A 15,412-nucleotide genomic window follows, 5' to 3' on the forward strand; every position below is an offset into this window, starting at 1 on the left:
CCCGCAGCGCAAGATGGCGCCGCGTCACACGCTTCAATCGGGGTAAAATGGGGCGAAGTCGCCGACTCAGGCCGAGCGGGCGCGAATCCAGATGGGACGAAGCAGGCTGCGCCCGGCGCCCCCCCACAAGCGGGCGGCCAGCCATTCCATCGTATCGGCCTGCCGAAAATGCGCCGCCCCGGGGGTGAGCGGACTCCACAGCGGGGCAAAAAGCAGGTCGGCATCGCCCACAAGCCACGCCTCCCCCTTGCCGATCGGGCATCGTGCGACACGCCGACCGGCATAGACGCTGCATTGCGGAGGCAAGCGATCGAAGCGACCGGCACTGAACAGACGAAGGCGCGCGCCGTCGACATCGACCGACAGCGCCGCGTCCTCTGCAGCGGGCGCTGCGCCCAGCGTCACGCCCCAATGATCGAGCAATGGCGTGAGCAAGCTGGTGATCGGCGGATTGCGCGGATCGCCGAGCGGATGGCGTGCCGGCCATCCCGTCAGCGCGTCAGCGAGAACGACTGCGCGCCCACCGCCGCGCACAAATGCGTCGATGGCAACCAGTTCCTGCGGCGCCAGCGCGCGCGGATGCGCAAGCAGCACTGTCCCGCCCGGCGGCGGCACATGATCCGTTAGACTGTCGACCAGCGACACCGGCCCTGCCGCCGTCAGCCGCGCGAGCGCCGGATCGTCATTCGCGCCTTCGGCAATCATCGCTGCGAGCCCCCTGCCCCCTGCCGTCGACCAACGTAGCGGCAGACCGGTGAGCATGGTGACAACAGGCGCATTCGCCGGAGCGGCAGCAGGCCGGTAAAGGATCGCAAGACCGGCATGGCTCGCTCCGAACCAGCCGCCGACGAGAACCAACCCCGCCAGCCAAGGCAGGAATTTGAACCGCGGCCGCCACTGGACCAGCAGGTCGGCGAGCAACGCCGCAAGGCCGCCCGCGAAGAAAATCAGGAGCAGTTGAAGCCATGCGGCCGATCCGGCGAGCAGGAGAGCAAGCAGGCCCTGCGCCATTGCGAGAAGCACGAGGCCGAGAAAACAGGTGCGAAGACGGCGCACCGCGGGCTCACCGCGTTGCCACAAGGCCAGAAGCAACATCGGCGGCACAAGCAACGGAACGGCCAGCGCCGGGTCGATACGGCCGAGCAGCGCCTGCCCGCCCACGATCCAGGCCAGCGCCACAGTGGCGACGGCGATGACAAAAGCGCGCAGCACGGGCCGGCGCGAAGCCGTCGTCACTGTTTCGACTGGCGCGCGCGCTGGAGTGCGGGGTCAGGCTCGAGATCGGGCACCGTCGCCGACGACGGCACCGCCTGCGGAACCTTCACCGCGGTGGCCGAATTCTGATCCTTTGACGACGGCTGAACCGCCTGCACGCCCAACTCTTCCAACGGCGCACCACTATTCTTCTGTTCGTCACCCGGCATTTTGACCTCGGCCATCGCATCCGCGTCGCCGGACGCGCTTTGGCGGGCGCGGTCACCGATGAGCCCCGCCATGCCGACAAGCAACAGCACCGTCAGCACGCCGGCGATACCGATCTGCAACCGCCGCATCGTGTCGTTGACAGGGGCCGTCGGGGGCGCCGGCGGCGGCAGCGCCTTGGGCGCTGCGCCATTGTCGACCCGCATGTCCCTCATGCCGCCGTCTCCTTTGACGTCTCCAGGCCTTTGCTCGCCAGCCACTCGGGGTTGAAGAGCGTCGAGAGATAACGAAACCCGCTGTCGCACAAGATGGTTGCGATACGCTTGCCAGGCCCCAATTGCCGCGCGAGCGCCATCGCTCCGGCGACATTGATTCCCGACGACAGGCCGAGGCACAGCCCTTCCTCGTCGAGCAAGCTGCGCACCACGGCCAGCCCCTCGGCATCCGAAATGCGGAACTGCGTATCGACCGGCGCGCCATCGAGGTTGGCGGTGATGCGGTTCTGGCCGATTCCTTCAGCGACGCTGGTGCCTTCGGCCTTCAGTTCGCCGCACTGGTAATAATTATAGAGTCCCGCGCCATGCGGATCGGTCAGCGCAATAACGATATCGGCGTTCTTCGCTTTCAGCCCGAGCCCGGTTCCCGCGATCGTGCCGCCGGTGCCCGCAGCGCAGGTAAAGCCGTCGATGCGGCCGTCCATCTGCTCCCAGATTTCCTCGGCGGTACCAAAGATGTGCGATTTGCGGTTGGCGATATTGTCGAACTGGTTGGCCCAGATCGCATTGTCGGTTTCCTCGGCAATGCGGCGCGAGGTGTGGACGAAATGGCCGGGATTGGCGAAGGGAGCGGGCGGCACGAGCACCAGTTCGGCGCCGAGCGCGCGGATCGTCGCCATTTTCTCGGCGCTCTGATTGTCGGGCATGACGATGATCGTCTTGTAGCCAAGCGCATTCCCGACGAGCGCAAGACCGATGCCGGTATTGCCCGCCGTCCCCTCAACGATCGTACCGCCTGGCTTCAGGCTGCCGTTCGCCTCGGCGTCGCGGACGATATAGAGCGCGGCGCGATCTTTCACCGATCCGCCGGGGTTGGCATATTCGCACTTGCCCCAGATTTCGCAGCCGGTGGCTTCGCTCGGCCCCTTGAGCAGCACCAGCGGCGTGTTGCCGATGAGGTCGAGGCTGTTTGCAGCAATAGTCATGGCGCTGATTTAGGGCGGCGTTCACGGCGCCGCAAGACAGCTTCGCTTGGCTGGTCGATGATCGGCGTTTGTCGACCAACGGCGCCTGACGTCCGACCAACGACGTGCGGAGCGATGGCGCGGGCTTGTCATTGTAACAGTATATCATTACTGGAGCCGCTCAGGTCGTCCCCAACGAACAGGATTCTCCCCTCATGCGTTTGCTTTGCTCCGCCGGTTTCACTTTTGCCCTATTCCTTGCCGCCCCCGCATTTGCGCAGGACAGCGCCGGAGCAAGCAGCGACGACGATGTGCACGCCAGCGGACCGATCGTCGTCACCGCGCCCTATGTGCGCAGCCTCGATATCCTCGGCAATGTGTCGGTTCTCGAAGGTGACGAGCTGGCGCGCGACATTCGCGGGCAGATCGGCGACACGCTGACGCGCCAGCCGGGCGTATCGGCCACGAGCTTCTCCCCCGGCGCATCGCGCCCAGTCCTCCGCGGTTTTTCGGGCGAGCGCGTGCGCATCCTGACCGACGGCATCGGATCGATCGACGCGTCGAACACCTCCGCCGACCATGCGGTGACGATCGACCCGCTGACTGTCGAGCGCGTCGAAATTCTCCGTGGCCCTGCAGTGCTGCTGTTCGGCAGCCAGGCGATCGGCGGCGCGGTCAACCTGTTCGACCGCCGCATTCCGCGCAAGGTGCCCACCGACCATGTTCATGTCGACGCGATCGGCGGCTATGCAACCGCCGCCAAAGACCGCAATATCGGCAGCTCGATCGATGTCGCGCTGAGCCCGCAGATCGTCGCCCATCTGGACGGCAGCTGGCGCAAGACGGGCGACACCCGCAGCGGCGGCTTTGTCTATGCCCCCGATATTCGCGGCGACCTGCTCCACCTTGCCGAACATGCAGTCGAGGACGGGCATCCGGACGAAGCAGCCGAACTGACCGCACAAGCGGGCAAGCGCGGCAAGATCGACAACACGCAAAGCGAGACCTGGACCGCCGGTGGCGGCCTGTCGCTGATCAACGACGGCGGCCAGCTCGGCATTTCGATCGGCTATTTCGACACCAATTATGGCGTGCCCGACCGCCCGAACACCGCGCATGACCATGGCGGTGAAGAAGAGGGCGGCCATGATCATGGCGAAGGCCCCGTCACCATCGGCATGAAACAGTGGCGCGCCGACGTGCGCGGCGAAGTCGAGCTGGGCGACGGCTTCTTCGACAAGCTGCGCATCCGCGCGGGCTTTGCCGATTACAAGCACACCGAGTTCGAAGGCGACGAGGTCGGCACCGTGTTCACCAATCAGGGCGTCGAAGGCCGGATCGAGCTGGCGCAGAACGACCGCGGCGGCTGGCGTGGCGCGAGCGGCGTGCAATATAGCCACCGCGACTTTAATGCGGTGGGTGCCGAGGCGTTCGTACCGCGGAACCTGACCGACCAGTTCGCGCTCTTCACGCTACAGGAATATACGGCAGGTCCGCTGGGCCTCGAAGCCGCAGCGCGCTATGAAAAGACCAGCGTGCGCGCGCAGACGGTCGGCTTCGACCGCAGTTTCGACAGCTTCTCGGGCGCGCTCGGTGCGAGCTATGACATATTCGAAGGCGCGAAATTCGGCGTCTCGGTATCGCGCGCGGTCCGCGCGCCATCGGCCGAGGAATTGCTGTCGAACGGTCCGCACATCGCGACGCAAAGCTTCGAGCTGGGCGACCCGAATTTGAAGCGTGAGTCGAACTGGGGCGCCGAGGCTTCGTTCAAGCTCAAGACCGACGCCTTCAACTTCAGCTTGACCGGTTATTCGAACTGGTTCGACAATTTCGTCTATTCGGCGGCGACCGGCGCGGAAGTCGATGAATTGCCTGTCTTCCAGTATTTTCAGCGCGACGCCCGCGTCTGGGGCTTCGAGGCCGAGGCAAGCGCGCGGCTGGCACAGATCGGCGGGTTCAACATCGTTGGCGATGTGACCGCCGACATGACACGCGCAAAGATCAAAAATGCGGGCCTCGACCGCAACGTCCCGCGCATCCCCCCGCTGCGCGTGCTGGGCGGGCTAGAGGCGCAGGGCGAACGTATCGACGCCCGCGCCGAGGTCGAATGGACCGACGACCAGACGCGCACCGCGCAGTTCGAGACGCCGACCAAGGGCTTCACCCTCGTCAACGCCTCGATCAGCTGGCGCCCGCTTCCCGATACGAAGAATCTGACACTCAGCCTGTCGGCGAACAACATCTTCGACGTCGAAGCGCGCCGCCATGCCAGCTTTACCAAGGATTATGTGCCGCTGGCAGGCCGCGACTTCCGCCTCACGGCCCGGGCGAGTTTCTGATCCCTCCCGCGGGCCGGGTCCGGTTGAACCGGATCCGGCCCGATCCGGGATCAGAAGGGGAGCAGCTTGCGCTTGTTCCAGTAGATCGAGGTCGCTGCCGCATAGGCCCCGACTTTTTCCCAGACGGCGCTGTCGACCTTTTCGATGTCCACGCCGCTTTCGATATAGGCCTGGACGATCGTCATGATCTGATCCTCGGTCATATCGCCCGACAAGTCCGGGTTCGCGCCATCGGGACCGAAGTCGAGCGCCTTGTCGACCACCGCCGTCGACAGGTTGAGCTTCGAAATATCGCCGATCAGCCATTCGCGAGAAATGCGCGCAAGGCTGTAGTCGAAATATGGGCCCTTTTGTTCCGGGGTAATGCCGTGGCGCGTGACGCAATCGTCGGTAATCGCCCCGAGCTGCTTGAACAGGGCTTCGCGCCCGGCTTCGTCGCCACCGCCCGCCATCGAGGTGCCGATCGATTCCTTCATCCCCTGCGGCACCGAGGTCACGACACAATCGAACTTCGCACCTTCCTGGGCCGAAACGGCGCCCGGCAGCATTGCCAATGCAAGCGCGAAACCCGCCATCAAATCCTTATGCATCCACGAAGCCCTCCACCGTCGTAACGCAACCCCTCAGGACAGCATGGCCATCCCGCCGTTCACATGCAACGTCTGCCCGGTGACATATCCGGCTTCCTTCGACGCAAGATAGACGACCGCCGCGGCGATATCGCTCCCCTCGCCCATCCGGCCGGCGGGGATGCGCTGGTTCAGCGCTTCCTTCTGCGCGTCGGGCAGATCGTCGGTCATCGCGGTCGCGATGAAGCCGGGTGCGACGCAGTTTGCGGTCACGCCGCGGCTTGCGAGTTCCTGCGCCAGTGCCTTGGTCATGCCCGTCACGCCCGCCTTCGACGCGGCATAATTGGCCTGCCCCGGATTGCCCGTGGCGCCGACGACGCTGGTGATCGAGATGATGCGCCCGAAGCGCGCCTTCATCATCGGCTTGGCGGCGGCGCGCGCGAGGCGGAAATTGGCCTCGAGGTTGATGCGGATCACGTCCATCCACTCGTCGTCTTTCATGCGCATGATCAGATTGTCGCGCGTGACGCCGGCATTGTTGACGAGGATGTCGAGCTTGCCAAGCGCCTCGACCGCCGATGGCACAAGTGCATCGACTGCGGCGCCGTCGCCGAGGTTGCACGGCAGCGCGACATGGTCGCCGCCGAGGCTGTCGCGAAAAGCACCCAGCTTTTCCGCGTTGGAACCCGAGACCGCAAGCCGCGCGCCCTGCGCCGCGAGCGCCTGCGCGATGGCCGAGCCGATACCGCCCGAAGCGCCGGTGACGAGGGCAGTCATGCCGGTGAGATCGAACATGTTATTCTCCCGAAATCTGGATTTAGAGCGTCTTGAGCACGGCTTCGATGTCGTCCATCGAAATCACGCTGGTCGTTTCGACTTCGCCCGCGGCGCTGCGCTTGACCATCGGCGAGAGGACCTTGCCGCCAAATTCGACGAAATGCGTGACACCAATGGCTTCCATCGCGGCAACGCTTTCGCGCCAGCGAACGCGGCCGGTTACCTGCTGGACAAGGAGATCGCGGATCGTGTCGGCGTCGCTGACCGGACCCGCAGTCACGTTGGCGACGACCGGGACAAGCGGCGCCTTTGGCGGGTTTGCGCCAAGCGCCTCGGCCATCACATCGGCGGCGGGCTGCATCAACGGGCAATGGAAGGGCGCCGACACCGGCAGCAGAAGGCCGCGCTTGATGCCGAAATCCTTGACCAGTGCAACCGCGCGCTCGATCGCGCCCGTGTGGCCCGAAATCACGACTTGCGACGGGTCGTTGTCGTTGGCGACGGTGCAGACTTCGCCCTCGGCCGCCGCGTCGGCGAGCTTCTGGGCCGATTCGATGTCGGCGCCGATCAGTGCGGCCATCGCGCCGATCCCGACGGGCACCGCCGCCTGCATCGCCTGCCCGCGCGTCTTGAGCAGCCGCGCAGTGGTCGCGAGGTCGAACGCCCCCGCCGCGAAGAGCGCGCTATATTCGCCGAGGCTGTGGCCCGCGACATAGTCGGCCTTAGCCGACAGCGTCACGCCGCCTTCGCGTTCGAGCACGCGCAGAGTCGCGATCGCGTTCGCCATGATCGCGGGCTGGGCGTTCTCGGTGAGCATCAGCTCTTCCGCGGGGCCTTCGCTCATCAGCTGGAACAGTTTCTGGCCGAGCGCGTCGTCGACCTCCTGAAACACTTCGCGTGCGACGGGCGATGCGTCGGAAAGCGCCTTGCCCATGCCGACCGCCTGGCTGCCCTGACCCGGAAAGATGAATGCGCGCATATTGCGTCCCCTGATGTGTTTTAGCGTATGTTCTGGAATGCGCCCGCGCCTATTCCTTCACCCCGCGCGATGCAAGCCGAAGGGCACGACCTTGTTCGCCGCGTCGTGGCCGATGTCCGCCCGGCCGAGCCAGGGGATGCCCGCACGCGCGCACCAGCTCTGCGCGATTTCTTCGGCTTCCATGCCGAACGGACGGTCGTTTTCACGGATGTCGCTGACGCGCCCGAGCCGCAAGCCCGCGAGGCCGCGCGGGCCCAGATAGGTGGCGACATGAAAGAAAGCGCGGTCGAAAGCGTAGAGATATTCGCTGACCTCCTCGACCAGCAGGATATGGCCCGAAAGGTCGGGTTCGAGCGGGGTGCCTAGCAGCATCGACAGCGTCATCAGGTTGAACGCAGCATGGCGCGCACCATGCTGCAAGCCCGGCTCGCAGGCCCCCGGGTCGCGCGCGACAAGCCAGTCGAGCGCGCGGAGCACCGCGGCGTCGCCGTCGTCGCGGCGGATATCGGCGACCATCGGGCCATGCGCGACATGGTCGAAGCCCTCGCGATAGAGCGCACCCAGCAGATTGCCCTGATCCGAATAGCCGAGAAACGCCTTGTGCCGCGCGGCGTCGGTCATCGCTGCGACCGCGTCCTCGGCGATCCGGCACGCGCCATAACCCCCGCGCGCAAACCAGACCGCGTCGATGTCGGGACGGTTCGCCATTTCGACGAGCGCAGCGAAGCGGTGCCCGTCCTCGCCCGCAAAATGGCCGTGGACGGCAAAGCATTGCGGGTCGAAGTCGAGTTCGACGTCGGGGTAGCCGAGGCTTGCGAGCGCACGAACGGCTTCCGCGTCGTCGGGCAGGATCGGGGTCGACGGGGCAACAATGCCGATACGCATGGACTGGCTGATTCCTCGATCCACTCGACACGAGCGGTTATTGCGGCGGGTGCGGTTGCAAACCCTTCATCAAAGCCATATCGCGCCGCGATGGCCGAAAACAAATCCTATTTCTTCTGCGGCATCGGCGGGTCGGGCATGTTACCGCTCGCGATGATCGTCGCGGCACGCGGCGGCGTGGTTTCGGGATCGGATCGGAGCCGCGACCAAGGCCGGACTCCGGAAAAATTCACCTGGCTCGCAAGCCAGGGCATCGCCTTTTATCCGCAAGACGGCAGCGGCCCGAAAGCCGGCCAGATCCTCGTCGCCTCGGCGGCGATCGAGGACAGCGTTCCCGATATTGCGGCCGCCAATGCGCTCGGCCTCCCGCGCATGACGCGCGCCGACCTCAATGCGGCCCTGTTCAATGCCGCCGAAAGCGCGATCGGCGTCGGCGGGACGAGCGGCAAGTCGACCGTCACCGGGATGATCGGCTGGATCCTCGAAAGCGCGGGACGCAAGCCGACGGTGATGAACGGTGCGGTGATGCGCAATTTCGCGAGCGCGGACAGGCCCTTTGCCAGCGCGCTGGTCGGCGACGCCGAAACCTATGTCAGCGAGGTCGACGAAAGCGACGGGTCAATCGCGCTTTACGAGCCCGATGTTGCGGTCGTCACGAACATCAGCCTCGACCACAAAAGCCTCGCCGAACTACACCAGCTATTCGGCGACTTTACGGCCAAGGCGCGCATTGCGGTGGTCAACGCCGACGACCCGGAATCTGCCGCGCTGTTCAACGCCGACAACAATCTGCGTTTCGGTTTTGGCGAGGGAGCCACGGTGCGCGGCAGCGATTTCGAGGCGCTGCCCGACGGCTGCCGCTTTGCCGTGAGCTTCGCCGCCGACCGGCACGAGGTCCGGTTGCGGATGCCGGGCCGCCACAATGCCGCAAACGCACTGGCCGCGATCGCCGCAGCGCGGGCGGTCAACATACCGGTTGCCCAGTCCGTCGCCGCCCTCGCCGACTTTACCGGCCTCGCGCGCCGCTACGAAGTGCTGGGCCAGGCCGGCGGCGTCACCATTGTCGACGATTTCGCGCATAACCCCGACAAGGTCGCCGCAACGCTCGCCGCGGTGGCCGAACTTCCCGGCCGCGCTTTGCTCTTCTTTCAGCCGCACGGCTATGGCCCGCTCCGCCAGATGGGCAAGGAACTTGCCGCCAGCTTCGCGGCCGGCATGCGCGCTGATGACAAACTCTATGTTTGCGACCCCGTCTATTTCGGCGGCACCGTCGATCGCAGCATCGGCAGCGAGACGCTGGTCGCCGATATCCTCGCCGGGGGCGCCGATGCGGTTCACCTCACGACCCGCGCGGCGTGCGGCGCGGCGATGCTCGACGAAGCCAGGGCTGGCGACCGCATCCTCATCCTCGGCGCGCGCGACGACACGCTGACCGAATTCGGGCGCGAACTGTTGGAAAAGCTGACCGTCCGCGCTTGATTTCTCCCCGCGAATCTGTATAGGCCGCCGCTTCGGGGCGAGGCTCGCATGCCATCGCCCCGTTTGCTTTGCATAGTTGGCCAAGCAGAGACGACAGCCGGAGGGGTTTCGCGATTGGCGCGGAACCAGCGATCGGCCAAATCGAAGGAAGCGCACCATGCCGTTTTACGAGCATGTTTTTATTGCGCGTCAGGACCTGAGCCAGGCTCAGGTCGACGCGCTGGCGGAAACCGTCACCAACGTCATCGGCGAATTCAAGGGCACGGTTCACAAGACCGAGACTTGGGGCCTGAAGCAGCTCGCTTACAAGATCCAGAAGAACCGCAAGGGTCATTATGTGATGTTGTCGGCTGAAGTCGCAGGCGAAGCCATCGCAGAGATCGAGCGTCAGGCTGCGATCAACGAAGATATCATCCGCTGGCTCACCATCAAGGTCGACGAACTCGAAAAGGGTCCGTCGGTGATGATGCGCAAGCAGGAACGTCGTGGCGGCCGCGGCCGTGACCGCGACGGCGAAGAATAAGGAACAGCACCATGGCACGACCCTTTTTCCGCCGCCGCAAGACCTGCCCCTTCAGCCAGAAGGACGCACCGGTCATCGATTATAAGGACGTCCGTCTGCTCCAGGGTTACCTGTCGGAGCGCGGCAAGATCGTCCCGTCGCGGATCACCGCGGTGTCCACCAAGAAGCAGCGTGAGCTGGCGAAAGCGATCAAGCGCTCGCGCCACATCGGCCTGCTCCCCTACATTGTGAAGTAAGGAGGGCTGGTCCGATGGAAATCATCCTGCTCGAACGTATCGAGAAACTCGGCGGCATCGGCGATGTCGTCAACGTCAAGAACGGCTTTGCCCGCAACTATTTGCTGCCCAACAACAAGGCGTTGCGCGCAAACGACGCGAACCGCAAGCTGTTCGAAGCGAACCGCGGCAAGATCGAGGCCGATAACGCCGAACGTCGCACCGACGCAGAAGGTCGCGCCAGCGGCATCAACGGCAAGCAGATCGTCCTGATCCGTCAGGCGTCGAACACCGGCCAGCTTTACGGCTCGGTTTCGGTCCGTGACATCGTCGACGCCCTTGCCGAAGACGGCATCGAAGGCATCGGCAAGTCGATGATCGAACTGGAACGCCCGATCAAGTCGCTCGGCCTGGTCGACGTCAAGGTCAAGCTGCACCCTGAAGTCGTCGTGACCGTCGGCGTCAACGTCGCACGTTCGCCCGACGAAGCCGAAATGCAGAAGCAGGGCATCGACGTTATCGCGGCGATGTTCGAGGAAGAACAGGCCGAGGCAGTCGCCACCGCTCTGGAACCCGACAGCGAAGACGAGTTCGAAGACGCGACGCCGCCTTCGGAACTGGCTGCCGAAGCTGCTGCGGACGAGGAAGAAGAGGCCTAAGCCCCTTCCTTCTTGCAAGAGACAGAAAAGGCTCCGGAGCGCCATGCTCCGGAGCCTTTTTCTATTGCTTTCAGTCGCAATCCGACAGCCGCCCCGGGGGTAGGAAGCGAACGGCGAACTGCCCCACTTCGTCATCCCGGACTTGATCCGGGATCCATCGCTGCGCCGTCGTCGTGGATCCCGGATCAAGTCCGGGATGACGATGAAAGGAAAGTCAGCTTCCGGTCGCTACCGTCGCCCTCAATAGCCCATCAGACTCAGCACTTCCTTGCGGCTGCGCTGATCGTCGAGAAAGCAGCCCAGAAGGCGGCTCGTTACCATGCCGACGCCGGGCGTACGTACCCCGCGTCCGGTCATGCAGCCGTGCTGGGCATCGATAACCACCGCGACACCATGCGGGTGAAGATTGTCCCAGATACAGCGTGCAACATCCGCCGTCAGCCGTTCCTGCACCTGCAGCCGCCGTGCAAAACCGTTGAGCACGCGGGCAAGCTTGGAGATGCCGACAACGCGGTCGCGCGGCAGGTAAGCGATCGACGCCTTGCCCGTGATCGGTGCCATATGATGCTCGCAGTGCGACTGGAACGGAATATCGCGCAACAGGACGATCTCGTCATAACCGCCGACTTCTTCAAATGTGCGCGACAGGTGAAGCGCCGGATCGTCGGCATAACCCGAACAATATTCTTTCCACGCGCGTGCAACACGACGCGGCGTATCGAGCAGCCCTTCGCGCGCCGGATCGTCGCCCGCCCATTCGATCAGCGTCCGCACTGCGTCCGCGACATGGTCCGGCACCAATATTTTGCCGTCCGGTCCCAACTCGACTTTGTCGCTCATCGCTCCGCTTTCACTGTTGCCATCATGTCGCACATTTCCACGTCAATGCGCCGATTAGCAAGGCCCGGACAAGAAGAATTTATGCCCCCCAATGAAGTTTACGTTGCGGAAACTAGGCTTTTTGCACGTTCGGAGAGGCGCGGTTTCGCGTCCTTTTTTGGGCCAAACAAGTGGCTTGACGCTTCCGTCAACTCGGCGCACCCTTACGCCATACAGAACTCGCTTGAGCGGGTCGTATTCCGGAGAGGCCGGCGTTTTCCCCGACGCCGGTGGGAGAGGACGATGACCAGCACAGCTGGCAAGTGGGATACACGAGGGCACATGGCCGCTTTGGCCCGGTGCCCTTTGCCATGTCTGGTCGTTTCCCCTCCCCTAACCACAATTTGATGTTGGGCGGCCCCGCACCTGCGGGATCGAAAAAGGGAGGCTATAAATGAAGTTCAAGGCACTGATCGGAACCTCGATCCTTGCAATGTCGGTGGCGACGCCGGCTTATGCACAGGGTGCGGCGGATGAAGTGGAACGCGATGCGTTCGGCGGCGAAATCGTCGTCACCGCACAGCGTCAGTCGGAACGTCTGCAGGATGTGCCGATCGCAGTGAGCGCCTTTTCGACCGAAGCGCTCGAAGCACAGCAGATCAAGACCCCGTCCGATCTTCAACTGACGCTGCCGAACGTCACCTTTACCAAGACCAACTTCACCGGGGCGAGCTTTACGATCCGCGGCATCGGCGACCTTTGCGTCGGCACGACCTGCGACAGCGCGACCGCAATTCACCTCAACGGCGACCCGCTGTTTTCGACCCGTTTGTTCGAAACCGAATTTTTCGATCTCGAACGCGTCGAAGTGCTGCGCGGACCACAGGGTACATTGTTCGGCCGCAACGCGACATCGGGCGTGGTCAACGTCATCACCGCCAAGCCGAAACTCGGGCAGTTCGAGGCCGCGGCCGAAGCCGAATATGGCAATTATGAATCGATGAAGGGCAAGGCGATGGTGAATATTCCCATCGGCGACACCATGGCCCTTCGCGTCGCCGGCATCTATCTGAACCGCGACGGCTATACCAAGAACAGCTTCCTCAACACCCGCATCGACGACCGCGATCTCTATTCGGTCCGCGGCTCGCTGCGCTGGGAACCCTCGCCCGACACCACGATCGACCTGATGGCGTCCTATTTCCACGAGAAAGACAAGCGCACGCGCATCCAGAAACAGCTTTGCCAGCGCGACCCGACCGGCATTCTGGGTTGCCTGAACAGCCGCCTCGACAATTCGCCGTTCAACGGCAATGCGACCTTCACCGCGGCGCTGACCTCCCGCGAATTCCTGGCAATCCGCGGCATTCCGCAGGCGTTCGCGCTGGGTAGCCTTTACGGTCCCGACGTCTATGCCAACACGACGATCCCGTCGGATCCGCGCGAAGTGAGAACGGCCTATACGCCGGAATATTTCACCAGCGAACTGACGTTGCAGGGCCAGATCGAACATAATTTCGGCCCCGTTTCGCTGCAGGTGTCCGGCCAGTATCAAAAGGTCAAACTGGACGCGTCGCAGGATTACAACAGCAACATCGGCAATCGGGCGCTCTATGCGGGCGGCCTTGCGACGTTGCAGGCGGCAGCAAACGGTGCCCTGGGTGCCGCGTTCACTCCTTATTTCCGACCCGTTGCCGCAGCGATCATCCCCAATGGTCCGACCGGGCAGCTTTGCACATCGCTGGCCGAAGAAACCGGATATGGCAGCTTCGGCGGCAACAAGATTTGTAGCGATCAGTCGCTGCAGTTCGACCGGTCGAACCAGTATAACAGCAGCTGGTCGGTCGAAGGCATATTGTCGAGCGACCTCGACGGACCCTTCAACTTCCTGGTCGGCGGCATCTATGCCGATTACCACCTGACCGAGAACAGCTATTATGTGAACGCCTTCCCGATCGACTATCTGGCCGGGGTACTGGGTGCGTTCACAGCGGCAACCAACCCGCCCGCAGCGGGCGGTCCGCGCCCCCCGTCGTTCCTTGCCACCCCGTTCTTCCGCAACAACACCGACGATCTGAAGATCACGTCATACGGCTTATTCGGTGAGGCCTATTTCGAATTCAGCGATCGGCTCAAGCTGACCGCGGGCCTGCGCTATAACAATGACAAGAAGACTGTCGTGGCGCGGTCCACCCTGGCCGCCTTCCTTGCGCCTCATGGCGGAACCGGGACGGTATTCGATTCGCCGTTTGTCACCTCGTTCGACGCTGATCCGGGTACACCCGGCAACCAGCTATTCCAGGAGCGTACGGTCAAATTCAACAAGTTGACTGGCCGCGCGGTGCTCGACTTCAAGGTCACCGACGACAATCTGCTCTATGCCTCTTACTCACGCGGCTATAAATCGGGCGGCATCAACCCGCCGCTGCAGCCGATTTTCGCGGTGGCTGAATCGTTCAAACCCGAACAAGTCGATGCCTTTGAAATCGGCTCGAAGAACAGCTTCGGCAACGGGGCGCTCCAGCTGAACCTGACGGCCTTTTACTATAAGTACAAGAATCTGCAGCTCAGCAAGATCGTCGCCCGCACCGCGGTCAACGACAATGTCAGCGCCAATATCTATGGCTTCGAGGCTGAAGCCATTGTGCGGCCCGATCCCGACGTCGTGGTCAACCTTGGCTTCAGCTACCTGCACAGCAAGGTCTCTGAAGATAAATTTACCAGCAATCCGCGCGACTTTGGTGGCGGCCGCAGCGACGCGGTGATCATCAAGGACATCACCAACGCAGCCAACTGCGCTGTCGGTTCGCGGACGGGTAATACGGCAGGGGTCAACGCCTTTGTGAACGGTGTTCAGACGCTGATTAACAACGGCATCGTACCGGGTGTTCAGGGTGGCGCCGGGCTGCGACCGACGACGTCGTTCCCGGCCGATGGTGGCATCGCTTCGACGGGCGCCTTCAGCATCTGTTCGGTCATGGAAGCCGCCGCGGCGGGTGCCTTTGCCAACCTGCCCGCTCCCGTCAACGGCTTGTCGGTCAATCCTGCCGCGCTCGGCGGGGTCGAATATTTCTCCGCCGGCATTCCGGTCAACATCAAGGGCAACCAGTTGCCACAGGCGCCGAACTACAAGTTCAGCGCGGGCGTGCAATATACGGCACGAATGGGCGAGATGTCGCTCGTCCCGCGTGTCGACCTGGCCTACACGGGCGAAAGCTATGGCAGCATCTTTAACGGCAACGTCAACAAGATCCCGGGTTATGCGCAGGTCAATGCCCAGATGCAGCTGAACGGCCCCGACGAAAAATGGTATGTCCGCGGGTTCATCCAGAACCTGTTCGACGCCAACAGCGTCACGGGTCAGTATATCACCGACCAGTCGTCGGGGAATTACACCAACATCTTCACCCTCGAACCGCGGCGCTATGGCATCGCGGCGGGCGTGAAGTTCTAAACCAACGGCGGCAATGCCAAGAGAAAACCCCGGCCTCTCGATCGAGAGGCCGGGGTTTCTTTTTGCCTGCTGCATGGCGCCGCCGACGCAGATAAAATAAGGGCCGGACCAT

At 63.5% G+C, this 15,412-nt stretch carries 14 protein-coding genes; 6 read left to right on the forward strand and 8 right to left on the reverse strand.

Annotated features, from left to right (window positions below):
* Window positions 1-66: 66 nt before the first annotated feature.
* Genes AC07NV_RS01470 through AC07NV_RS01480 form a run of 3 tightly spaced genes read right to left on the reverse strand, consistent with a single transcriptional unit; the run spans window position 67 to window position 2,623 of the window.
* Entirely contained in the window at window positions 67-1,236 is a 1,170-nt protein-coding gene (locus tag AC07NV_RS01470) for a Gldg family protein (protein ID WP_495164561.1), read from the reverse strand.
* Window positions 1,233-1,637, reverse strand: coding sequence for a hypothetical protein (locus tag AC07NV_RS01475; protein WP_495164562.1), 405 nt, complete (start codon window positions 1,635-1,637; stop codon window positions 1,233-1,235). Before AC07NV_RS01475 ends, AC07NV_RS01470 begins: the two co-directional genes overlap by 4 nt.
* Window positions 1,634-2,623: a cysteine synthase A gene (locus tag AC07NV_RS01480; RefSeq protein WP_495164563.1), complete on the reverse strand. Its 990-nt coding sequence runs from the start codon at window positions 2,621-2,623 to the stop codon at window positions 1,634-1,636. Before AC07NV_RS01480 ends, AC07NV_RS01475 begins: the two co-directional genes overlap by 4 nt.
* Window positions 2,624-2,817: 194 nt before the next feature.
* Between AC07NV_RS01480 and AC07NV_RS01485 the strand changes: the two genes are divergently transcribed.
* Window positions 2,818-4,941 carry a TonB-dependent receptor gene (locus AC07NV_RS01485; protein ID WP_495164564.1) on the forward strand — a complete coding sequence of 708 codons (2,124 nt, stop codon included), beginning with the start codon at window positions 2,818-2,820 and terminating at the stop codon, window positions 4,939-4,941.
* Between the two features lie 50 nt (window positions 4,942-4,991).
* On the opposite strand, the gene AC07NV_RS01490 is transcribed toward AC07NV_RS01485, so the two are convergent.
* From AC07NV_RS01490 to AC07NV_RS01505, 4 genes are read right to left on the reverse strand one after another with little or no spacing between them, the layout of a single operon-like run.
* Entirely contained in the window at window positions 4,992-5,531 is a 540-nt protein-coding gene (locus AC07NV_RS01490) for a hypothetical protein (protein ID WP_495164565.1), read from the reverse strand.
* Between the two features lie 33 nt (window positions 5,532-5,564).
* Complete coding sequence (gene fabG / locus AC07NV_RS01495) at window positions 5,565-6,305, reverse strand: 3-oxoacyl-[acyl-carrier-protein] reductase (protein WP_495164566.1); 741 nt, start codon at window positions 6,303-6,305, stop codon at window positions 5,565-5,567.
* 22 nt (window positions 6,306-6,327) lie between these two features.
* On the reverse strand, window positions 6,328-7,266 hold the full coding sequence (gene fabD / locus AC07NV_RS01500; RefSeq protein ID WP_495164567.1) for an ACP S-malonyltransferase: 939 nt from the start codon (window positions 7,264-7,266) through the stop codon (window positions 6,328-6,330).
* Between the two features lie 57 nt (window positions 7,267-7,323).
* The gene (locus AC07NV_RS01505) at window positions 7,324-8,151 is read right to left on the reverse strand and encodes an LD-carboxypeptidase (protein ID WP_495164568.1); all 828 of its coding nucleotides are present in this window, start codon (window positions 8,149-8,151) and stop codon (window positions 7,324-7,326) included.
* A gap of 90 nt (window positions 8,152-8,241) precedes the next feature.
* On the opposite strand from AC07NV_RS01505, the gene AC07NV_RS01510 reads away from it, so the two are divergent.
* The 4 genes from AC07NV_RS01510 to rplI all read left to right on the forward strand — a co-directional run bounded on the left by AC07NV_RS01510 (window position 8,242) and on the right by rplI (window position 11,027).
* Window positions 8,242-9,630 carry a Mur ligase family protein gene (locus AC07NV_RS01510; protein WP_495164569.1) on the forward strand — a complete coding sequence of 463 codons (1,389 nt, stop codon included), beginning with the start codon at window positions 8,242-8,244 and terminating at the stop codon, window positions 9,628-9,630.
* A gap of 157 nt (window positions 9,631-9,787) precedes the next feature.
* Window positions 9,788-10,153, forward strand: coding sequence for a 30S ribosomal protein S6 (gene rpsF, locus AC07NV_RS01515; RefSeq protein ID WP_056371356.1), 366 nt, complete (start codon window positions 9,788-9,790; stop codon window positions 10,151-10,153).
* 11 nt (window positions 10,154-10,164) lie between these two features.
* The gene (gene rpsR / locus AC07NV_RS01520; RefSeq protein WP_037517582.1) at window positions 10,165-10,389 is read left to right on the forward strand and encodes a 30S ribosomal protein S18; all 225 of its coding nucleotides are present in this window, start codon (window positions 10,165-10,167) and stop codon (window positions 10,387-10,389) included.
* 14 nt (window positions 10,390-10,403) lie between these two features.
* Complete coding sequence (gene rplI, locus AC07NV_RS01525; RefSeq protein ID WP_495164570.1) at window positions 10,404-11,027, forward strand: 50S ribosomal protein L9; 624 nt, start codon at window positions 10,404-10,406, stop codon at window positions 11,025-11,027.
* Between the two features lie 240 nt (window positions 11,028-11,267).
* Here the strand turns inward: rplI and folE are convergent, their stop codons facing one another.
* A complete protein-coding gene (gene folE, locus AC07NV_RS01530) occupies window positions 11,268-11,867 on the reverse strand; it encodes a GTP cyclohydrolase I FolE (protein WP_495164571.1) in 600 nt (199 codons plus the stop codon).
* A gap of 433 nt (window positions 11,868-12,300) precedes the next feature.
* On the opposite strand from folE, the gene AC07NV_RS01535 reads away from it, so the two are divergent.
* A complete protein-coding gene (locus AC07NV_RS01535; RefSeq protein WP_495164572.1) occupies window positions 12,301-15,300 on the forward strand; it encodes a TonB-dependent receptor in 3,000 nt (999 codons plus the stop codon).
* The last annotated feature ends 112 nt before the right edge of the window (window positions 15,301-15,412 follow it).

This window comes from Sphingopyxis sp. GW821-FHT10B01 (assembly GCF_059415685.1).